General features: G+C 73.3%; 14 protein-coding genes. 1 reads left to right on the top strand and 13 read right to left on the bottom strand.

Annotated features, from left to right (window positions below; translation table 11 throughout):
- Window positions 1–21: 21 nt before the first annotated feature.
- From ACH4DX_RS22075 to ACH4DX_RS22025, 11 genes are all read right to left on the bottom strand, one after another.
- Complete coding sequence (locus tag ACH4DX_RS22075) at window positions 22–1,620, bottom strand: acyl-CoA carboxylase subunit beta (protein ID WP_398156352.1); 1,599 nt, start codon at window positions 1,618–1,620, stop codon at window positions 22–24.
- Between the two features lie 37 nt (window positions 1,621–1,657).
- The gene (locus tag ACH4DX_RS22070) at window positions 1,658–3,424 is read right to left on the bottom strand and encodes an acyclic terpene utilization AtuA family protein (RefSeq protein WP_398156351.1); all 1,767 of its coding nucleotides are present in this window, start codon (window positions 3,422–3,424) and stop codon (window positions 1,658–1,660) included.
- Window positions 3,425–3,876: 452 nt separating this feature from the next.
- Window positions 3,877–4,722 (bottom strand): TIGR03084 family metal-binding protein, encoded by an 846-nt coding sequence (locus ACH4DX_RS22065; protein WP_398156350.1) that lies wholly within the window; start codon window positions 4,720–4,722, stop codon window positions 3,877–3,879.
- A 104-nt stretch (window positions 4,723–4,826) separates the two neighbouring features.
- Window positions 4,827–5,195, bottom strand: coding sequence for a PIN domain-containing protein (locus tag ACH4DX_RS22060; RefSeq protein WP_398156349.1), 369 nt, complete (start codon window positions 5,193–5,195; stop codon window positions 4,827–4,829).
- A gap of 193 nt (window positions 5,196–5,388) precedes the next feature.
- Entirely contained in the window at window positions 5,389–5,850 is a 462-nt protein-coding gene (locus ACH4DX_RS22055; RefSeq protein ID WP_398121176.1) for a helix-turn-helix domain-containing protein, read from the bottom strand.
- A 228-nt stretch (window positions 5,851–6,078) separates the two neighbouring features.
- Entirely contained in the window at window positions 6,079–6,345 is a 267-nt protein-coding gene (locus ACH4DX_RS22050) for a hypothetical protein (RefSeq protein WP_398156348.1), read from the bottom strand.
- Window positions 6,342–6,833 carry a hypothetical protein gene (locus ACH4DX_RS22045; RefSeq protein ID WP_398156347.1) on the bottom strand — a complete coding sequence of 164 codons (492 nt, stop codon included), beginning with the start codon at window positions 6,831–6,833 and terminating at the stop codon, window positions 6,342–6,344. Before ACH4DX_RS22045 ends, ACH4DX_RS22050 begins: the two co-directional genes overlap by 4 nt.
- Before the next feature lie 113 nt (window positions 6,834–6,946).
- Window positions 6,947–8,158 carry a helix-turn-helix domain-containing protein gene (locus ACH4DX_RS22040; RefSeq protein WP_398156346.1) on the bottom strand — a complete coding sequence of 404 codons (1,212 nt, stop codon included), beginning with the start codon at window positions 8,156–8,158 and terminating at the stop codon, window positions 6,947–6,949.
- Between the two features lie 111 nt (window positions 8,159–8,269).
- Window positions 8,270–9,472, bottom strand: a complete 1,203-nt coding sequence (locus tag ACH4DX_RS22035; protein ID WP_398156345.1) for a helix-turn-helix domain-containing protein — start codon at window positions 9,470–9,472, stop codon at window positions 8,270–8,272.
- Between the two features lie 53 nt (window positions 9,473–9,525).
- The gene (locus tag ACH4DX_RS22030) at window positions 9,526–10,521 is read right to left on the bottom strand and encodes an EamA family transporter (protein ID WP_398156586.1); all 996 of its coding nucleotides are present in this window, start codon (window positions 10,519–10,521) and stop codon (window positions 9,526–9,528) included.
- A 380-nt stretch (window positions 10,522–10,901) separates the two neighbouring features.
- Entirely contained in the window at window positions 10,902–13,781 is a 2,880-nt protein-coding gene (locus ACH4DX_RS22025; RefSeq protein ID WP_398156344.1) for an FAD-binding and (Fe-S)-binding domain-containing protein, read from the bottom strand.
- Between the two features lie 115 nt (window positions 13,782–13,896).
- Here ACH4DX_RS22025 and serC point away from each other — a divergent pair, with 115 nt between their 5' ends.
- Complete coding sequence (serC, locus tag ACH4DX_RS22020; RefSeq protein ID WP_398156343.1) at window positions 13,897–15,015, top strand: phosphoserine transaminase; 1,119 nt, start codon at window positions 13,897–13,899, stop codon at window positions 15,013–15,015.
- 137 nt (window positions 15,016–15,152) lie between these two features.
- Here the strand turns inward: serC and ACH4DX_RS22015 are convergent, their stop codons facing one another.
- Window positions 15,153–15,998, bottom strand: coding sequence for an ABC transporter permease (locus tag ACH4DX_RS22015; protein ID WP_398156342.1), 846 nt, complete (start codon window positions 15,996–15,998; stop codon window positions 15,153–15,155).
- Complete coding sequence (locus ACH4DX_RS22010; protein ID WP_398156341.1) at window positions 15,995–16,981, bottom strand: ATP-binding cassette domain-containing protein; 987 nt, start codon at window positions 16,979–16,981, stop codon at window positions 15,995–15,997. Before ACH4DX_RS22010 ends, ACH4DX_RS22015 begins: the two co-directional genes overlap by 4 nt.
- Between the last annotated feature and the right edge of the window lie 83 nt (window positions 16,982–17,064).

Raw genomic sequence — 17,064 nt, 5'->3', positions numbered from 1 at the left:
AGTGGTCTCGGTCACCGTGTCTCACATCCTGAAGACGCCGAAGCCGCCGCGGGCTCCTTCGACGGGGGCCGTGTGCAGCGCGGACAGGCAGATGCCGAGGATCGTGCGGGTGTCGCGCGGGTCGATGACGCCGTCGTCGTAGAGCCGCCCGGACAGGAACATCGGCAGGGACTCGGACTCGATCTGCTGCTCCACCATGGCGCGCAGCGCCGCGTCGGCGTCGTCGTCGTACGGCTGGCCCTTCGCGGCGGCCGACTGCCGGGCGACGATCGACAGGACGCCCGCGAGCTGCTGCGGGCCCATGACGGCGGACTTGGCGCTCGGCCAGGCGAACAGGAAGCGGGGGTCGTAGGCGCGCCCGCACATGCCGTAGTGCCCGGCGCCGTAGGAGGCGCCCAGGAGGACGGACAGATGCGGCACCCGGCTGTTGGACACCGCGTTGATCATCATGGCGCCGTGCTTGATGATGCCGCCCTGCTCGTACTCCTTGCCGACCATGTAGCCGGTGGTGTGGTGCAGGAAGAGCAGCGGGATGTCGCGCTGGTTGGCGAGCTGGATGAACTGGGCGGCCTTCTGCGACTCCGCGGAGAACAGCACGCCCTGGGCGTTGGCGAGGACACCGACCGGATAGCCGTGCAGCGCCGCCCAGCCGGTGACCAGGCTCGTCCCGTACAACGGCTTGAACTCGTCGAAGTCGGAGGCGTCGACGACGCGGGCGATCACCTCGCGCGGGTCGAAGGGCGTGCGCAGATCGGCGGGGACGACGCCGAGCAGCTCCTCCTGGTCGTACTCGGGCTCCTCGGCCGGGCCCGGATCGGGGTGCGCCTTGCGGTGGTTGAGGCGGGAGACGACGCGGCGGGCCTGGCGCAGGGCGTCGTGCTCGTCCTCGGCGAGGTGGTCGGCGAGGCCCGAGGTGCGGGCGTGCATCTCGGCGCCGCCGAGGGACTCGTCGTCGCTCTCCTCGCCGGTGGCCATCCTGACCAGCGGGGGCCCGCCGAGGAACACCTTCGCGCGCTCCTTGACCATGATCACGTGGTCGCACATGCCGGGTACGTAGGCGCCGCCCGCCGTGGAGTTGCCGAAGACGACGGCGACGGTCGGTATCCCGGCGGCGGAGGACCGCGTGAGGTGCTTGAACAGGGCGCCGCCCGGGATGAAGATCTCCTTCTGGGACGGCAGGTCGGCGCCCCCGGACTCCACGAGGTGGATCGACGGCAGCCGGTTGGCGTGCCCGATCTCGTGCGCGCGGAACGCCTTCTTCAGCGTCCAGGGGTTGCTGGCGCCGCCGCGCACCGTGGGGTCGTTGGCGGTGATCAGGCACTCGACGCCCGCGACGACGCCGATACCGGTCACCATGGACGCGCCGACGGGGTACTCGCTGCCCCAGGCGGCGAGCGGCGACAGCTCGAGGAACGGGGTGTCGGGGTCGAGCAGCAGCTCGATGCGCTCCCTGGCGAGCAGCTTGCCGCGCTTGCGGTGCCGCTCGACGTACTTGGCACCGCCCCCTGCGAGGGCCTTGGCCTGCTCGGTGTCCAGCTCGGCCAGCTTGGCGAGCATGGCGTCGCGGTGGGCGGCGTACTCGGCGCTCGCGGGGTCGAGCGCGGAGGCGAGGACGGTCACGGGCGTACCTCCGGTGGGGCGGGCGGGGCGGGGGCGGTCACGGGAGCACCACTGGTGGCGCGAGGCGGGGCGGGGGCGGTCGCAGGAGTACCTCCGGCAGGTCGACGTGCCGGGAGCGCAGCCACTCGCCGAGGGCCTTGGCCTGCGGGTCGAAGCGGGCCTGCGAGGCCACTCCGGCGCCGAGGAGGCCCTCGACGACGAAGTTCAGGGCGCGCAGGCCGGGAAGCACGTGCCGGGTGACGGCGAGCGCCCGGCTCTCCGGGATCAGCTCACGGAACCTCGCCTCCGTCAGCTCGTGCGCCAGCCACCGCCAGGCGTCGTCCGTGCGCACCCACACCCCGACGTTGGCGTCGCCGCCCTTGTCGCCGCTGCGGGCACCGGCGACCAGACCGAGGGGGGCGCGGCGGACGCGGGCGGGGTCGTACGGGAGGGGCTCGGGCAGTGGCGGTGGGGGGACGTCGGCGAGGTCCCGGGTGGCCCGTGGCGCGGGGACGTCGAGGCGCCGTCCGTCGGGCAGGACCACGACGTGCGGGACGTCGGCGGCAGCGACGTACGCCGCCTCGAAGACGCCGTAGGGCTTGGCCCTGCCGGGCGGGGCGGTGACGTGGAAGCCGGGGTAGCTGCCGAGGGCGAGCTCCACGGCGGCGCCGCTCAGCGCCCGGCCCACCACCTCGGCGTCCGGGTCGCGCACGACGAGCCGCAGCAGCGCGCCGGCACTCTCCTCGGTGTCCGCGTCGGGGTGATCGGTACGGGCGAGCTCCCACCGCACGTCCGCGGGCCGGGACCCGGCACGCTCCAGGGCGTCCTCGATCTGGGCGCGCACGAGGGCGGCCTTGGCCTCGATGTCGAGGCCGGTGAGGACGAAGGCGACCTCGTTGCGGTGGCCGCCGATGCGGGTGAGCCCCGCCTTGAGGGTGGGGGGTGGTGCCTCGCCGCGTACACCGTCGACGCGGACGCGGTCCGGGCCCTCCTGGGTGAGGCGGACGGTGTCGAGGCGGGTGGTGACGTCGGGCCCCGCGTACCGGGCGCCGGACGTCTCGTACAGCAGCTGCGCGGTGACGGTGCCGATGTCGACGACGCCGCCCGTGCCGTCGTGCTTGGTGATGACGCAGGACCCGTCGTCGTGGATCTCGGCGAGCGGGAAGCCGGGCCGGAGCAGGGTGGCGGGGTCGTGCTCGGTGAAGAAGGCGTAGTTGCCGCCGGTGGCCTGGGTGCCGCACTCCAGGACGTGACCGGCGACGACGGCGCCCGCGAGCCTGTCGTGCTCGTGCGGGCCCCAGCCGAAGTGGGCGGCGGCGGGTCCGGTGACGAGGGCGGCGTCGGTGACGCGTCCGGTGACGACGATGTCGGCGCCCGCGCGCAGGGCTGCCGCGATGCCGAAGCCGCCGAGGTAGGCGTGGGCGGTGAGGGCGTCGGGGTGGCGGGGGCCGAGGTCGTCGCCCTCGACGTGGGCGACGCGTACGCCGTCGAACCCGAGCGCGGCCGCCAGCTCGCGTACGGCGGCGGCGAGACCGGCGGGGTTGAGCCCGCCCGCGTTGGTGACGACGCGCACCCCCCGGTCGACGGCCTCCCCGAGGCACTCCTCCAGCTGCCGCAGGAAAGTCCTCGCGTACCCGCGTGCCGGGTCCTTCAGGCGGTCCTTGCCGAGGATGAGCATGGTCAGCTCGGCGAGGTAGTCGCCGGTGAGGACGTCGAGGGGGCCGCCGGTGAGCATCTCGCGCACGGCGGAGTGCCGGTCGCCGTAGAACCCGGAGGCATTACCGATGCGCAGCGGCGACGACGCGCCGCCCCCGACTCGGCCCACGCCCGTACCCTGCGCCGGGCTGACGCCTCCGGCCGGTGCCGGGCTGACGCCTTCGCCCCGCGCCGGGGTGGCGTCCCCGCCCTGTGCCGAGGTGACGCCCCTGCCCCGCGCCGGGCTGGCGCCTCCGGCCCGTGCCGGGCTGGCGCCTCCGGCCCGTGCCGGGGTGGCGGCGCCGCCCTGTGCCGAGGTGACGCCCCTGCCCCGCGCCGGGCTGGCACCTCCGACCCGTGGTGGGCTGACGCCTTCGCCCTGTGTCAGGCTGGCGCCTCCGACCCGTGGTGGGCTGACGTCCCCGCCCCGCGCCGGACTGACGCCCCAACCCCCTGTCGAGCTGGCACCCCAGCCCCGTGCCGGACTGACGCCCTCGCCCCGTATCGAGCTGACGCCCCCGCCCTGTGCCGGACTGACGCCCTTACCCCGCGCCGGGCTGACGCCTCTACTCCGCGCCCCGCTCACGCCCGCGCCACCCTCTCCTCCGCGCCCCCGCCCGCCTCGCGCCCCCGCCCCGGCGGGCCCGCGAACGCCTGGGCGATGTCGAGCCACCGGTCGGCGTCGGGACCTTCGGCGTGCAGGGCGAGGTCGTGGCGGTGGGCGCGGCGGGTGGCGAGGAGGCAGAAGTCGAGGGCGGGCCCGGTCACGCGCTGGACGGCGTCCTTCGGCCCGTACGCCCACACCGCGCCGGACGGGGCGGTCAGCTCCACCCGGAACTCCTCCCCGGGGGCGCTCAACCCCCGTACGGCGTAGGCGTAGTCACGCGCCCGTACGCCGATGCGGGCCACGTGCCGCAGCCGGTCCGTGGGCACGCGCCGCACCCCGAGCGCGTCGGCGACATCCTGGGCGTGGGCCCAGGTCTCCATCAGGCGCGCGGTGCCGACGGACGCGGCGGACATGGGCGGCCCGTACCAGGGGAAGCGGGCCCCGGCAGGGGCGGCCCGCAGCACCCCCTGCAACTCCGCACGCCCGGCCCGCCACCGGGCAAGCAGCTCGGCGGGCGGCAGCGCGGCCCCCTCCCGGGCACCGTCGTCCACGAAGGTGTCGGGCTTCTTCATCGCGTCGGCGGCGTGGGCGGCGAAAGCGTCGGGGTCGGTCGCCGCGAGCAGGGCGGCCCGGTCGGTCCAGGCGAGGTGGGCGACTTGGTGGGCGATGGTCCACCCGGGCGCGGGGGTGCCGAGCGCCCAGCTCCGCTCCCCCAAGTCACCGACCAGACCGTCAAGTTCGCCGCTCTCGTCCCGCAGGTCGTCGAGCACGGCGACGACCGTTGCGGCGGTCGCGGCGGCGGGCGTGGGTACGTCGGACACGGAGCGCTCCCCTCGGCAGGGCGGTGTGCCCTGGAGCATGGCAGCGCACAGGGAAACAATCAAGCGTGCTTGGTTATTTTCTGGCCCCGAGAGGGGGGTGGCGGCTACGTCAGGGCTCGCAGCGCGGCCGCCGAAGCCACCAACCCCTCCCGCTCCAAGGAGGCGATCACGTCGGCGACCACCGCGTCGGGTGGCTTCCTCCACGCATCCGCCATCTGCGTCAGTACGGCGTACACGAGGCCCGGCGACAGGTCGACCTGCGCTTCGACGAAGGCGTCCGGATGCACTGCCTGCACGTCCCAAGCGGACAAGTGCTCGGCGGGAAAGTCCTTCAGGTTGTACGTGACGATGACTTGCGCCTTCGCCCTGATGGCGGCCGCCAGGACGTGGCGGTCGTCAGGATCCGGCAGGTCAACGACGTCGATCAGCGGCTCGTACCCCTTGACCAGCACATCCCTGATGGCCCCTGCCATCCGCCGCCGCGTCAGATCCAGCTTCGCCGGATCCAGGGGGCCGGTTCGCCTTCAGGCTGCGAAACGTCTCATCGAGGATCCGGTCCGTCCACTTCGCCTGCACAAGCCCGGCTTGCGCGACGCGGATGAGAACGTCGCGCAGGCTGCTCGGATACAGCACATTGGCATCGTAGACGGCGACAAATGCCATGAACTAGATCATTCCCATCTCCTGGCCGAGCTGGGTGAGCTCATCGGCCACCAGTCGGCGTCGGTGATCATCCCTGCGCTGGTACGCCAACAGGGACGACGCGGTGATCCTGCGGTGCGTACCGACGGTCCGGTACTCGATCTCCCCGGCATCCAGGAGGCCGATCAGGAAGGGGCGGGACACATTGAGCATGTCCGCCGCCTGCTGGGTGGTGAGCTCGGCATCGGAGGGAACGACGGACACGGCGCGGCCGGCTCCGAGGTGCGCCAGGAGCGACGCGAAGAGCTCCACCGCCTCACGCGGGAGGGCCAAGGGCTCACGCTCACCCTCGCCTTGGACGGTGATGTGGATCTGAGATGCGTCCTGGTGTTCCGCCAGGTAGGCCCGGACTTGGGACAGGGCTTGGTTCGCGGATTGCTGCTTGTCGTCCGGAAGCTTCACCGGACGGACATCGATCTTGGCCATGTGTGCGCCCCTAGGCTCCGTGGGTGGGCGCCAGTGGAGGTCCGCTGCCGCTGCGCGACAACGGGCTGGCGTGACGAGCTGGCGATCGCGGTCAGGACTGGCTCATAGTCACAGTATCCGCAGTATTCGAAATAAGCGCAATGCACGCACAGCGGCAGTAGACGACTCGCCCCCCGGCCTCCATCTGCGGCTTGCCCGTTGCCGCCTGCGTCCACATCGCCCCCACGCTCACGCCGTGCCCCTCTCCGCCCGCACCAGCTCCCCCGCGGGCCGCACCACCGCGTAGTCCCCGAAGTTCCGGCGGTAGCGCGCGTGCCCCGTGTCCCGGGTGTGCCCGCGCTGCCACTCCTCCACGGGGCCGGGGGTGCCGTACGTGTCGGATCGCGCGCCGCAGTCCGCGTCGGCGCCGGACACGCACCGGGCTTCGTACTCCGGTTCCGCCGTCTGGTCCTGCTCGATCGTGAACGGGACGAAGCGGAACACGCGCCGGGTCACAGGGCCGCCCCCTTTGCGCTGCGCACCGAGTCCATGACGTGCAGGAAGCCCCCTGCCTTCTCGATCTGCCGCGCGACCTCGTCGTACTCCTGCGGAAGCGGCGAGATCATCGCGCGCCACGCCGTGAGCACCGCGCCCGCCTCGCCGGACGTGAGGCGCTCGACGGCCCGCCCTAGGCCGGGGCGCCCGTGCGGCGGGAGCAGCCCGGCGTACTCCTCGATCACTTCCGTGATCTCCCAGCCGAACGCCCGCGCGTACTGCGTGCACGCCTCGCGGGGCGCCGCGATGTTCGTACGGGCGGCGCCGCACAGGTAGATCACGCAGCGGAAGCGCTCTATCCGCGCGGCCCGCCCCGGTACGTCGGGCTCGCCCGGCTCGACCCCCGCCGCCGCGTCCGCGAGCGTTCGGCGCCGCCGCAGTTCCCCCTCGGTGCGGGGGGTTCCGGGCCGCCGCTGTCCATGCTGTCCGCTGTCGTCGATTCCGACCATGCGAGAAGCGTGCCCGAACGGTCACCCAGAGTGAAGTGATGAAGCGTACGACCGGACGAGGTTGCCAGGCCCCAACTCCTACGCTCCGTAGGGCTCATGCGGCTCCATAGGGCTCATGCGATCAGGGGCACGCCGATCAGTTCGCTGATCGTGCGCACCCGTGCCGTGGACACCTTCGCCAGGCGCTGCCCGATCACACCGGGCAGCGCCTGGTGCCTGACCCACTCCGGGGCGTCCAGGCCCACCTCGATCAAAGTGTCCCCGGCCTGGTCGTGGAGCCCGGCGGCGCACTGCGCGAGGGCGACGTCGAGTTTGTAGCGGTTCCGCGCGAGTTTGGGCATCGAGCCGGGAAGCTGCTTCATGTCGGGCTGACCGGCGAGTTCGAGCGCGCGGCCATAGTTCTTCAGCGCGACGTGGATGCCCACGGCCTCCGTCTTCGCCGCCGTGGGGCCGAAACTGGTTCCGTACAGCTTCTCCTCCCGGCCGAGCCGCGCCGCCGCGGCGTGCGCCTGGGAGAGGTAGTCGTCGGCCGCGCTCTCGTCCTCGCGCCGCGACGCCGCCACGGCGGCGGAGACCATCAGGCGCCCGTACGCGAGAAGTTGCGGGCGGGAACCGCTGCTGAAGGACGGCTCGATCGCCAGGGCCGCACGCTCGGCCACGGCCACGGCACGGGGCAGCTTGGCGCCCCGCAGGTAGATCCACGACAGCGTGGACTCGAGCAGCGCCGTCAGCACGGGGTCGTCGACGTCCTTCGCCAGGTGCTTCGCCGACGTGAGGGCGCTCAGCGCGAGGTCTCGTTGCCCGAAGCCGTTGGAGCACGAGGCTGCCACACGGTAGGTGCTGGCGAGGATCGACCCCAGGCGCTCGCGCTCGCTGCCGGTGGCACCGGCGAACCGCACCTGCCCCTCCATAAGGATCTTCGAGGCGTAACTGCTCAGCGTCGCTGTGTCACTCGCCCAGAAGGCGTCCCACGCACGATCGCGGGCGACCCCCAACTCCTCGACGGTGCTCGGGTCCTCGATGCCCTCCCACTCGCCGAGCGCGCTCTCGTGCACGGCGTCCGAGAGTCGGCGCAGGGCGGCCCGGTCGCCTTGGCGCATACCCCGGCGCGGGGCCTGCTGCCCGAGGATCACGGACACGTCCGCGTTCAGCGCGTGGGCGAGCCGCAGGAGCGAGCCCACGGAAAGCTCCCCCCGGCCCTGCTCCGCCTTCTGCACCAGCGCCAGCGACACACCCGCCGCGTCGGCAAGGCCCTGCTGCGTCAGATCGGAGCCCCGCAAGTGCTTGATGCGCCTACCGGTCGTCAGTTCGGCCCAGTTGCTCACGGTCACCCCAGTGCGTTCGCTCAGCCAGGTGCACTCCGATGGTAAGTCCCCCCTCACACCCCCGTCTTCGCCTTGCCCCGCCCCACCCGCGTCCGCAACGATCCGTAGGGCTCATGCGATCAGGGGCACGCCGATCAGTTCGCTGATCGTGCGCACCCGTGCCGTGGACACCTTCGCCAGGCGCTGCCCGATCACACCGGGCAGCGCCTGGTGCCTGACCCACTCCGGGGCGTCCAGGCCCACCTCGATCAGGGTGTCCCCGGCCTGGTCGTGGAGCCCGGCGGCGCACTGCGCGAGGGCGACGTCGAGTTTGTAGCGGTTCCGCGCGAGTTTGGGCATCGAGCCGGGCAGCTCCGTGCGTGACGCCAGCCGCAGTGCGCGCCCATGGTCTCCGAGCGCCACGGCGATCCCGACCGCTTCGGTGGTGGCCGCCGTCGGGCCGAAGTGCGTTCCGTGCAACGACTCGTCACGGCCGAGCCTTGCCGCTGCGGCGTGCGCCTGCGACAGGTAGTCGTTCGCTGCCGTGGCGTCGCCCTTCCGCGAGGCGGCCACGGCGGCCGAGGTCATCAGCCGTCCGAAGGCCAGCAGCTGTGGGCGTGGTGAACTGCTGAACGACGGCTCGATACGCAGGGCAGCCCGTTCCGCGACCGTCACCGCACGGGCAGCCTTCGCGCTCCGGAGGTGGATCCAGGACAGTGTCGACTCCACCAGCGCGACCAGCACCTCGTCACCGGAGGTCGTGGCCAGACGCCGGGCCGAGGTGAGCGCACTCAGGGCGAGATCACGCTGACCGAGCAGGATGGCCGCCGAGGAAGCGAACTGATAGGTGCCGGCGAGCAAGGAGCCCAGCTGCTCACGGTCCCGCCCTGTGGCCTGGCCGTACTGGACGCTGCCCTCAAGGAGCACCTTGGCGACGAGTTCGCTCAACGCACCGTACTCACCCCGCCAGTAGGCGGAACACGCACGCCCGTGAACGGCCGACAGCTCAGCGATGGTGCTCGGGTCGTCCAGGCCGTCCCAGTCCCCGAGAGCACTGTCGTGCACCGCGTCGGCGAGCCGCCGCAGGGCGGTTCTCGTGTCCTGGCGCATACCCCGGCGCGGCGCCTGCTGCCCGAGGATCACCGCGACGTCGGTACGGAGCGCGTGGGCGAGCCGCAGGAGCGAGCCCACGGAAAGCTCACCCCGGCCCTGCTCGGCCTTCTGCACCAGCGCCAGCGACACACCCGCCGCGTCGGCAAGGCCCTGCTGCGTCAGATCGGAGCCCCGCAAGTGCTTGATGCGCCTACCGGTCGTCAGTTCGGCCCAGTTGCTCACGGTCACCCCAGTGCGTTCGCTCAGGCAGGTGCACTCCGATGGTAAGTCCCCCCTCACACCCCCGTCTTCGCCTTGCCCCGCCCCACCTGTGTCCGCACCGCCCCCATGCTCGCCGCGATGACCAGGGTGATCGCCAGGGACTCCGTGAGGGTCAGGGACTGGTCGAGTACGAGGAAGCCCGCGATGGCGGCGATGGCCGGTTCCAGGCTCATCATGACGGCGAAGGTGGACGCGGGCATGCGGCGCAGGGCGAGGAGTTCCAGGGTGTAGGGGAGGACGGAGGACATGATGGCCACGGCCGCGGCGAGGCCGAGGGTGCTCGGGACCGTCAGTTTCGAGCCGGATTCCACGATGCCCAGGGGCAGGACGAGGACCGCGGCGAACGCCATGGCGAGGGCGAGGCCGTCGGCCTGCGGGAAGCGGCGGCCCGCGCGGGCGCTGAAGACGATGTACGTCGCCCACATCGCGCCGGCGGCCAGCGCGTAGGCCACGCCGACCTTGTCGAGGGCGCCGAAGCCGCCCTCCCCGCCCCCGCCGAGGAGGAAGACACCGCAGAGGGCGAGGCCCGCCCAGACCACGTTCACCGCGCGGCGCGACGCGATGACGGACAGGGCGAGGGGGCCGAGGACCTCCAGGGTGACGGCCGGGCCCAGCGGGATGCGGGCCACGGCCTGGTAGAAGAGGCCGTTCATCGCGGCGAGGGTCGCGCCGAACGCCACCACCGTGCCCCAGTCCGCCCGCGAGTGCCCGCGGAGCCGGGGGCGGCACACGGCGAGCAGGACGAGGGCGGCGAACAGCAGGCGCAGCGTGACGACGCCGAGGGCGCCCGCCCGCGGCATCAGGCTCACCGCGACGGCGCCACCGAACTGCACCGACACGCAGCCCGCGAGCACGAGGCCGACGGGCCCGAGGACGGCACGGCGCCCGCTCCCGGAACCCGCACCCTCCGCCGCACGCCCGGCCTCCGCCGCACGCCCGGCCCCCGCCGCCCCCGCGGTCGCCGCCACACCCGCGGCCTCCACCGCCCCCGCCGCCTCCGGTGTCGCCACCGTGGCCGGTGCCTCCACGGCCGCCGGGGCACCCGCCACACCGCCGTGGCCGCCCTGACCCGCAGCCGCAGCCGCAGCCGCAGCCGCAGCCGCCGATGCGTATCCGGATGCGGACGCCGGTGCGGATCCGGCCGCCGATGCGGACGCCGATGCGGATCCGGACGCGGATCCGGACGCGGATGCGGATCCAGCCACGCCCGCTCCGTCCGTACGCGAGATGTTCACGCCAGGCCTTTCCCGCCGCCGCCAGCGCGACAGCCCCTCGTACAGTCCACCTTCAGACCACTTTCAGACCACCTTGGCCCACGTGCCGTAGTCCAGCTTCATGGACTACACCGTCCAAGGTAATGGACTGTCACGGTGGCGCGAAACCCGGTTGTTCAGTCGCCGCCCAGCGCCTCCGCAAGGACCTCGGCCAGGTGCCGTGCCCGTACGCCGCCGAGCTGCTCCAGCTGCGTACGGCAGGAGAAGCCGTCCGCCAGGACCGCCGCGCCCTCGGGGGCCCGGCGGACCGCGGGCAGGAGCTGGTCGTCCGCGCAGGCCGTCGACACGTCGTAGTGCCCCTTCTCGAAGCCGAAGTTCCCCGCGAGACCGCAGCAGCCGCCGCTGAGTTCGCCGTCCAGGCCCGCTCTCGCGCGCAGCCTGCGCTCGGCCGCGTCACCGAGGACGGCGTGCTGGTGGCAGTGGGTCTGGCCGACCGCGGGCCGGTCGACGCGCGGCGGCCGCCAGTCGGGGGCGTACTCCTCCAGGGCCTGCACGAAGGTGCGGACGGACGCGGCGAGCACGCGCGCGTGCGGGTCGCCGGGCGCCGCGAGCTCCACGAGGTCCGTCGTCAGCGCGGCCGCGCAGCTCGGTTCGAGGACGACGAGGGGCGTGCCCCTCGCGAGGAGCGGACGCATCAGTTCGAGCGTGCGGCGCTGCACCGCGCGGGCCTGGTCGAGCTGGCCGGTGGAGACGTAGGTGAGGCCGCAGCAGACGCCCTTCGGCGGCAGCAGGACAGTGAGGCCCGCGGCTTCCAGGACGCGTACGGCGGCGCGTGCGACGGACGGCGAGAGGTGGTCGGTGAAGGTGTCGGGCCACAGGACGACCTCCGGCCCGCCGGGGCCACCACCGCTCCCCTGCCTCGCGTTCCACCACCGCCGGAACGTCCGCGGCGCCACCCGCGGCAGCGGCCGCCGCGGGTCGATGCCGCCGAGGCGCTTGACGAGCGCGGCCAGCGGCGGGACGGACGCGAGGACGTTGACCAGGCGGGCGGTGCGGGTCGCGGCGACCGCCCGCAGCCAGCGCGGGAGGCGGCCCATGGCGTAGTGCGCGGCGGGCCTGCGCCGCCCTTCGTAGTGGTGGTGCAGGAACTCGGCCTTGTACGTGGCCATGTCGACGCCGACCGGGCAGTCCGAACGGCAGCCCTTGCAGGACAGGCACAGGTCGAGCGCGTCCCGCACCTCGGTGGAGCGCCACCCGCCCTCGATGACCTCGCCGGCCAGCATCTCGTGCAGGAGGCGGGCCCGGCCGCGCGTGGAGTGCTCCTCCGCTCCGGTGGCGCGGAAGGAGGGGCACATCACGCCGCCGCCCGACGCCGCGCTCCCCGTACGGCACTTGGCGACGCCCACGCACCTGCGGACGGCCGCGGTGAAGTCCCCGCCGTCGTGCGGGTAGCCGAAGGCGACGTCGACGGGTTCGCGGGGCAGGGGCGCGAAGCGGAGACCGGCGTCGAGGGGGGCCGGGCGCACGAGGACGCCCGGGTTGAGCAGGCCCGCCGGGTCCCAGAGGTCCTTGACGCGCGCGAAGAGCCCCACAAGCTCGGTCCCGTACATCTTCGGCAGCAGCTCCGCGCGGGCCTGCCCGTCGCCGTGTTCCCCGGACAGCGAGCCGCCGTGGGCGACGACGAGCTCCGCCAGGTCCTCGGAGAAGCGCCGGAAGCGGGCCACCCCCGGCCCCGTCAGGAGGTCGAAGTCGATGCGTACGTGGATGCAGCCGTCGCCGAAGTGCCCGTACGGGATGCCGCGCAGGCCGTGTGCGGCCAACAGGGCGCGGAAGTCCCGCAGATAGGGGCCGAGCCGGGCGGGCGGCACGGCGCAGTCCTCCCAGCCGGGCCAGGCCTCGCTGCCGTCCGGCATCCGGGTGGCCGTGCCGGCCGCGTCCTCACGCACCCGCCACAGCGCCCGCTGCCGCGCCGGGTCCACCACGACGTCGGCGTCGAGACAGTCCGCGGCGCGCACGATCGCCGTAGCGTGCGCCCGCGCCTCGGCCGCCGTCGCGCCGCCCGTCTCCACGAACAGCCAGGCGGCGCCCCCGGGCAGGCCGCGCGTGTCCCGTACGAGGTCGGCGGCCATGCCCTCGACGGTGAGGGGGTGGTGCGCGAGCAGGCCGGGCGCGGCTTCGGCCGCGGCGCTCTCGTCGGCGTACCCGAGGACGGCGAGGGCCCGGGCGCGGGGGGCCTCGACGAGGCGGACCGTGGCCTCCGTGAGGACGCCGAGGGTGCCCTCGCTGCCGCAGAAGAGGCGGGTGAGGTCGGGGCCGCGCTCGGGGAGCAGGGCGTCGAGTGCGTAGCCGGAGATACGGCGCGGCAGGTCGGGGAAGCCGGTGCGCAGCAGGGCGAGATGGGCCTCGACCAGGGCCTCGGTACCCGCGGGGGCGCCGGACCAGGTGCCGGGGCGCAGGGTGCGGGGGCCCGGGGTGCGGGAGCCCGGGGTGCGGGAGCCCGGGGTGCGGGGATCGCCGCCGTCCCCGCCGTCCCCGCCGGTGCCCTCCGTCGTCACGACCGTCAGTTCGTGGACGTTGTCGGCGGTCGTGCCCCACGCCACGGAGTGGGCGCCGCAGGAGTTGTTGCCGATCATGCCGCCGAGGGTGCAGCGGCTGTGGGTGGAGGGGTCGGGGCCGAAGGTCAGGCCGTGCGGCGCCGCGGCGCCGCGCAGCGTGTCCAGGACCAGGCCGGGCTGCACCCGGGCCGTGCGGGCCCCGGGGTCCAGGTCGACCAGCTCGTTCATGTACCGGGTGAAGTCGAGGACCACGCCGGTTCCCGTCGCCTGGCCGGCGATGGAGGTGGCGGCGCCCCTCGGTACGACGGGCGTGCCGTGGTCCCGGCAGACGGCGAGGGCCGCGGCCACGTCGGCCGCGTCGCGCGGTGCGACCGTTCCTCGCGGGACGCGGCGGTAGTTGGAGGCGTCCATGGTCGCGAGCGCGCGGGCCGTCCTCGTGAAGTCCACGTCCCCCCGGACCGCTCGGCGCAGGGCCTGCTCCAGGTCGTTTCCGTTACCCATGCTTCGAAGGCTGCCCAGCGCCGCCCCCGCGCTCACAGCCGCCTCGCCCGGGGCGGGTGTCTCGCGAGGTGGACGAGGGGCAGCCCGGGCGCCCGGGAGCGGCTAGGCTCGGCCCGTGGCTGAGATCCGGATTCCCGCTGACATCAAGCCCGCCGACGGCCGTTTCGGCGCGGGCCCCTCCAAGGTGCGGACGGAGGCTCTCGACGCCCTGGCCGCCACCGGCACCTCCCTGCTCGGCACGTCCCACCGCCAGGCGCCGGTGAAGAACCTCGTGGGCCGCGTCCGCGAGGGCGTACGCGAACTGTTCCAGTTCCCCGAGGGCTACGAGGTGGTGCTCGGCAACGGCGGCTCCACCGCGTTCTGGGACATCGCGACGCACGGCCTGATCGAGAACAAGTCGCAGCACCTCACCTTCGGCGAGTTCAGCTCCAAGTTCGCGAAGGCCGCCAAGCTCGCCCCCTGGCTCGCCGAGCCGACCGTCATCTCCTCCGATCCGGGTACGCACCCCGTCCCCGAGGCCGAGCAGGGCGTGGACGTCTACGCCCTCACCCACAACGAGACCTCCACCGGTGTGGCCGCCCCCATCGAGCGGGTGGCGGGCGCCGACGAGAACGCCCTGGTCCTGGTGGACGCCACCTCGGGCGCGGGCGGTCTGCCCGTCGACATCGCGCAGAGCGACGTCTACTACTTCGCCCCGCAGAAGTCCTTCGCGTCGGACGGCGGCCTGTGGGTGGCCGCGTTCTCCCCGGCCGCCATCGAGCGCGCCGAGCGCGTGCACGCCGGCGGGCGGCACGTACCGGAGTTCTTCAGCCTGCCGACGGCCATCGACAACTCCCGCAAGAACCAGACGTACAACACCCCCGCCCTCGCCACCCTGTTCCTGCTCGGCGAGCAGCTGGACTGGATCAACGGCCAGGGCGGCCTCGACTGGTCGGTGCGCCGCACGGCGACGTCCGCGCGGGCGCTCTACGGCTGGGCGGAGGAGTCGAAGTACGCGACGCCGTTCGTCTCGGACGCGGCCAAGCGTTCGCAGGTCATCGGCACCATCGACTTCGCCGACGAGATCGACGCGGCCGCCGTCGCCAAGGTCCTGCGCGCCAACGGCATCGTGGACACCGAGCCGTACCGCAAGCTGGGCCGCAACCAGCTGCGCGTCGCCATGTTCCCCGCGGTCGACCCGAAGGACGTCGAGGCGCTCACCAAGTGCGTCGACTACGTGATCGAGCGACTGTGACCGAGCAATTGTGACCGAGCGACCGTGACCGAGCGGCCGTGAGCGAGCGAGCGTGACCGAGCAGGTCTGACGGACAGCACACAGTACGGGTACGGGGACGGGCCCCGTACCCGTACCCGTACAGAGATCCCACCGCGTCAACGGCTCAGGCGCTTGAACCGCCGTACCGCGAGCGGCAGGAACACCGCCGTCACCACCAGCGGCCACACCACGCCCATCAGCACCGCGTTCTGCTCCACCCAGCTGGAGCCGCCCGCGCCCGGGTTGCCGAAGAGCTCGCGGGCCGCCGTACCCGTGGACGACACCGGGTTCCAGGCGGCGATCGGCGCCAGCCAGTCCGGCATCAGGGACGGTGCCACGAACACGCTGGAGATCATGGTGAGCGGGAACGCGACGGCGTAGAGGCCGCCTGCCGCCTCCGGGCTCGGCACCACGAGGCCGAGCCAGACGCCCACCCAGATCAGGCTGAAGCGGAGCAGGAGGAGCAGCGCGAACGCGGCGATCGCGTTCAGGACGCCGTTGTCCGGGCGCCAGCCGATCGCGACGGCCGTCAGCGCGAGGATCGTCAGCTCGGCGCAGGCCACGACGATGTCGGAGAGGCCGCGCCCCGCCGACACCGCGGAGGGCGCCATGGGCATGGAGCGGAAGCGGTCGATGACGCCCTTGGAGGCGTCCGTGACGACGCCCATCGCGGTGTTCATGAAGCCGAAGGCCATCGTCATCACGAACATGCCCGGCATCAGGAAGTCCTTGTAGTCGCCCTCGCCGCCCGGCACCTTCATCGCCTCGCCGAAGACGAAGCCGTACAGGAGCACGCTGATGATGGGAAAGCCCAGCTGCCAGGCGATGTTGACGGGCTGGCGCCGGAAGTGCGTGAGGTAGCGGCGGGTGATGTTGAGGGTGTCGGCTACCGCCCAGTGGGCCCGTCCGCGCGGCAGGGGGGCCACCGGCGCCCTCCCGCCGGTCGTCGTGATGTCGCTCATGCCGCGGCTCCCGTCTCCTCGCCCGCGGACTCCTCCGGGGGCCTGTCCCCCGTGAGCCGCAGGAACACGTCGTCCAGGCTCGGCCGCCGCAGGCCGATGTCCTCCACGGCGACACCCTCGTCCTGGAGGGTGCGGGCGACCTCGGTGAGCGCCGCCACGCGGTCGGTGACCGCGGCCTGCACGCGGCGCTCCGCGTCGACCGTCTCCGGCTCGCCGTCCGCGACCCGCGCGACGGCCTTCACCGCGGCGGGCAGGTCCGCGGCCTCGCCGACCACGACTTCCAGATGGCTGCCGCCGACGGTCGCCTTCAGGCCGTCGGGGGTGTCGTCGGCGATGGCCCTGCCCTGGTCGATGACGGTGATGCGGGAGGCGAGCCTGTCGGCCTCCTCCAGGTACTGCGTCGTGAGCAGAACGCTCGTTCCACCCGCCACCAAGGACCGCACGGAGTCCCAGACCTCGCTGCGGCTGCGCGGGTCGAGGCCGGTCGTCGGCTCGTCGAGGAACAGCACGGACGGGGCGAGGATCATCGAGGCGGCGAGGTCGAGGCGGCGCCGCATGCCGCCGCTGTACCGGCCCGCGCCCTTGTCGGCGGCGGCCGTCAGGTCGAACTGCTCGAGGAGTTCCGCCGCGCGCCGGGCCGCCTGCCGGCCGCCGAGGTGGAAGAGGCGGCCGAACATCTCCAGGTTCTGCCGCCCGGTGAGGATCTCGTCCACCGCCGCGTACTGACCGGTGAGGCCGATGCGCCCGCGGACGGCGCGGGCGTCGCGCACGACGTCCGCCCCGCCCACCTCGGCCCGGCCGCCGTCGAGCCGGAGCAGCGTCGCGAGGATGCGCACCGCCGTGGTCTTGCCCGCGCCGTTCGGGCCGAGCAGACCGTGCACCGTGCCGTGCTCCACGGTCAGGTCGAAGCCGTCGAGGGCCCGCTTGTCGCCGTATCTCTTCACCAGGCCGCGGGCCCGGACCGCGTGCTCCGCGCTGTTCACTGCCCCTCCAGGCGTCCGAAGTGCACCGTGCGTCCCGCCCAGCGGCCGAACCCACCGCGCACATATCTGAGTACACCGTACTC

Source organism: Streptomyces sp. NPDC017940, from assembly GCF_044328435.1.
GTDB lineage: Bacteria > Actinomycetota > Actinomycetes > Streptomycetales > Streptomycetaceae > Streptomyces.
The sequence above is the reverse complement of the archived record's forward strand: the minus strand, read 5'-3'. Positions and strand labels throughout refer to the sequence as shown.

Excerpts from the sequence above, each read along its gene's own strand:
- ACH4DX_RS22060 (WP_398156349.1), bottom strand. The coding sequence starts at position 5,195 with ATGGCAGGGGCCATCAGGGATGTGCTGGTCAAGGGGTACGAGCCGCTG.
- ACH4DX_RS22045 (WP_398156347.1), bottom strand. The coding sequence starts at position 6,833 with ATGGTCGGAATCGACGACAGCGGACAGCATGGACAGCGGCGGCCCGGA.
- ACH4DX_RS22055 (WP_398121176.1), bottom strand. The coding sequence starts at position 5,850 with ATGGCCAAGATCGATGTCCGTCCGGTGAAGCTTCCGGACGACAAGCAG.
- ACH4DX_RS22015 (WP_398156342.1), bottom strand. The coding sequence starts at position 15,998 with ATGAGCGACATCACGACGACCGGCGGGAGGGCGCCGGTGGCCCCCCTG.
- ACH4DX_RS22025 (WP_398156344.1), bottom strand. The coding sequence starts at position 13,781 with ATGGGTAACGGAAACGACCTGGAGCAGGCCCTGCGCCGAGCGGTCCGG.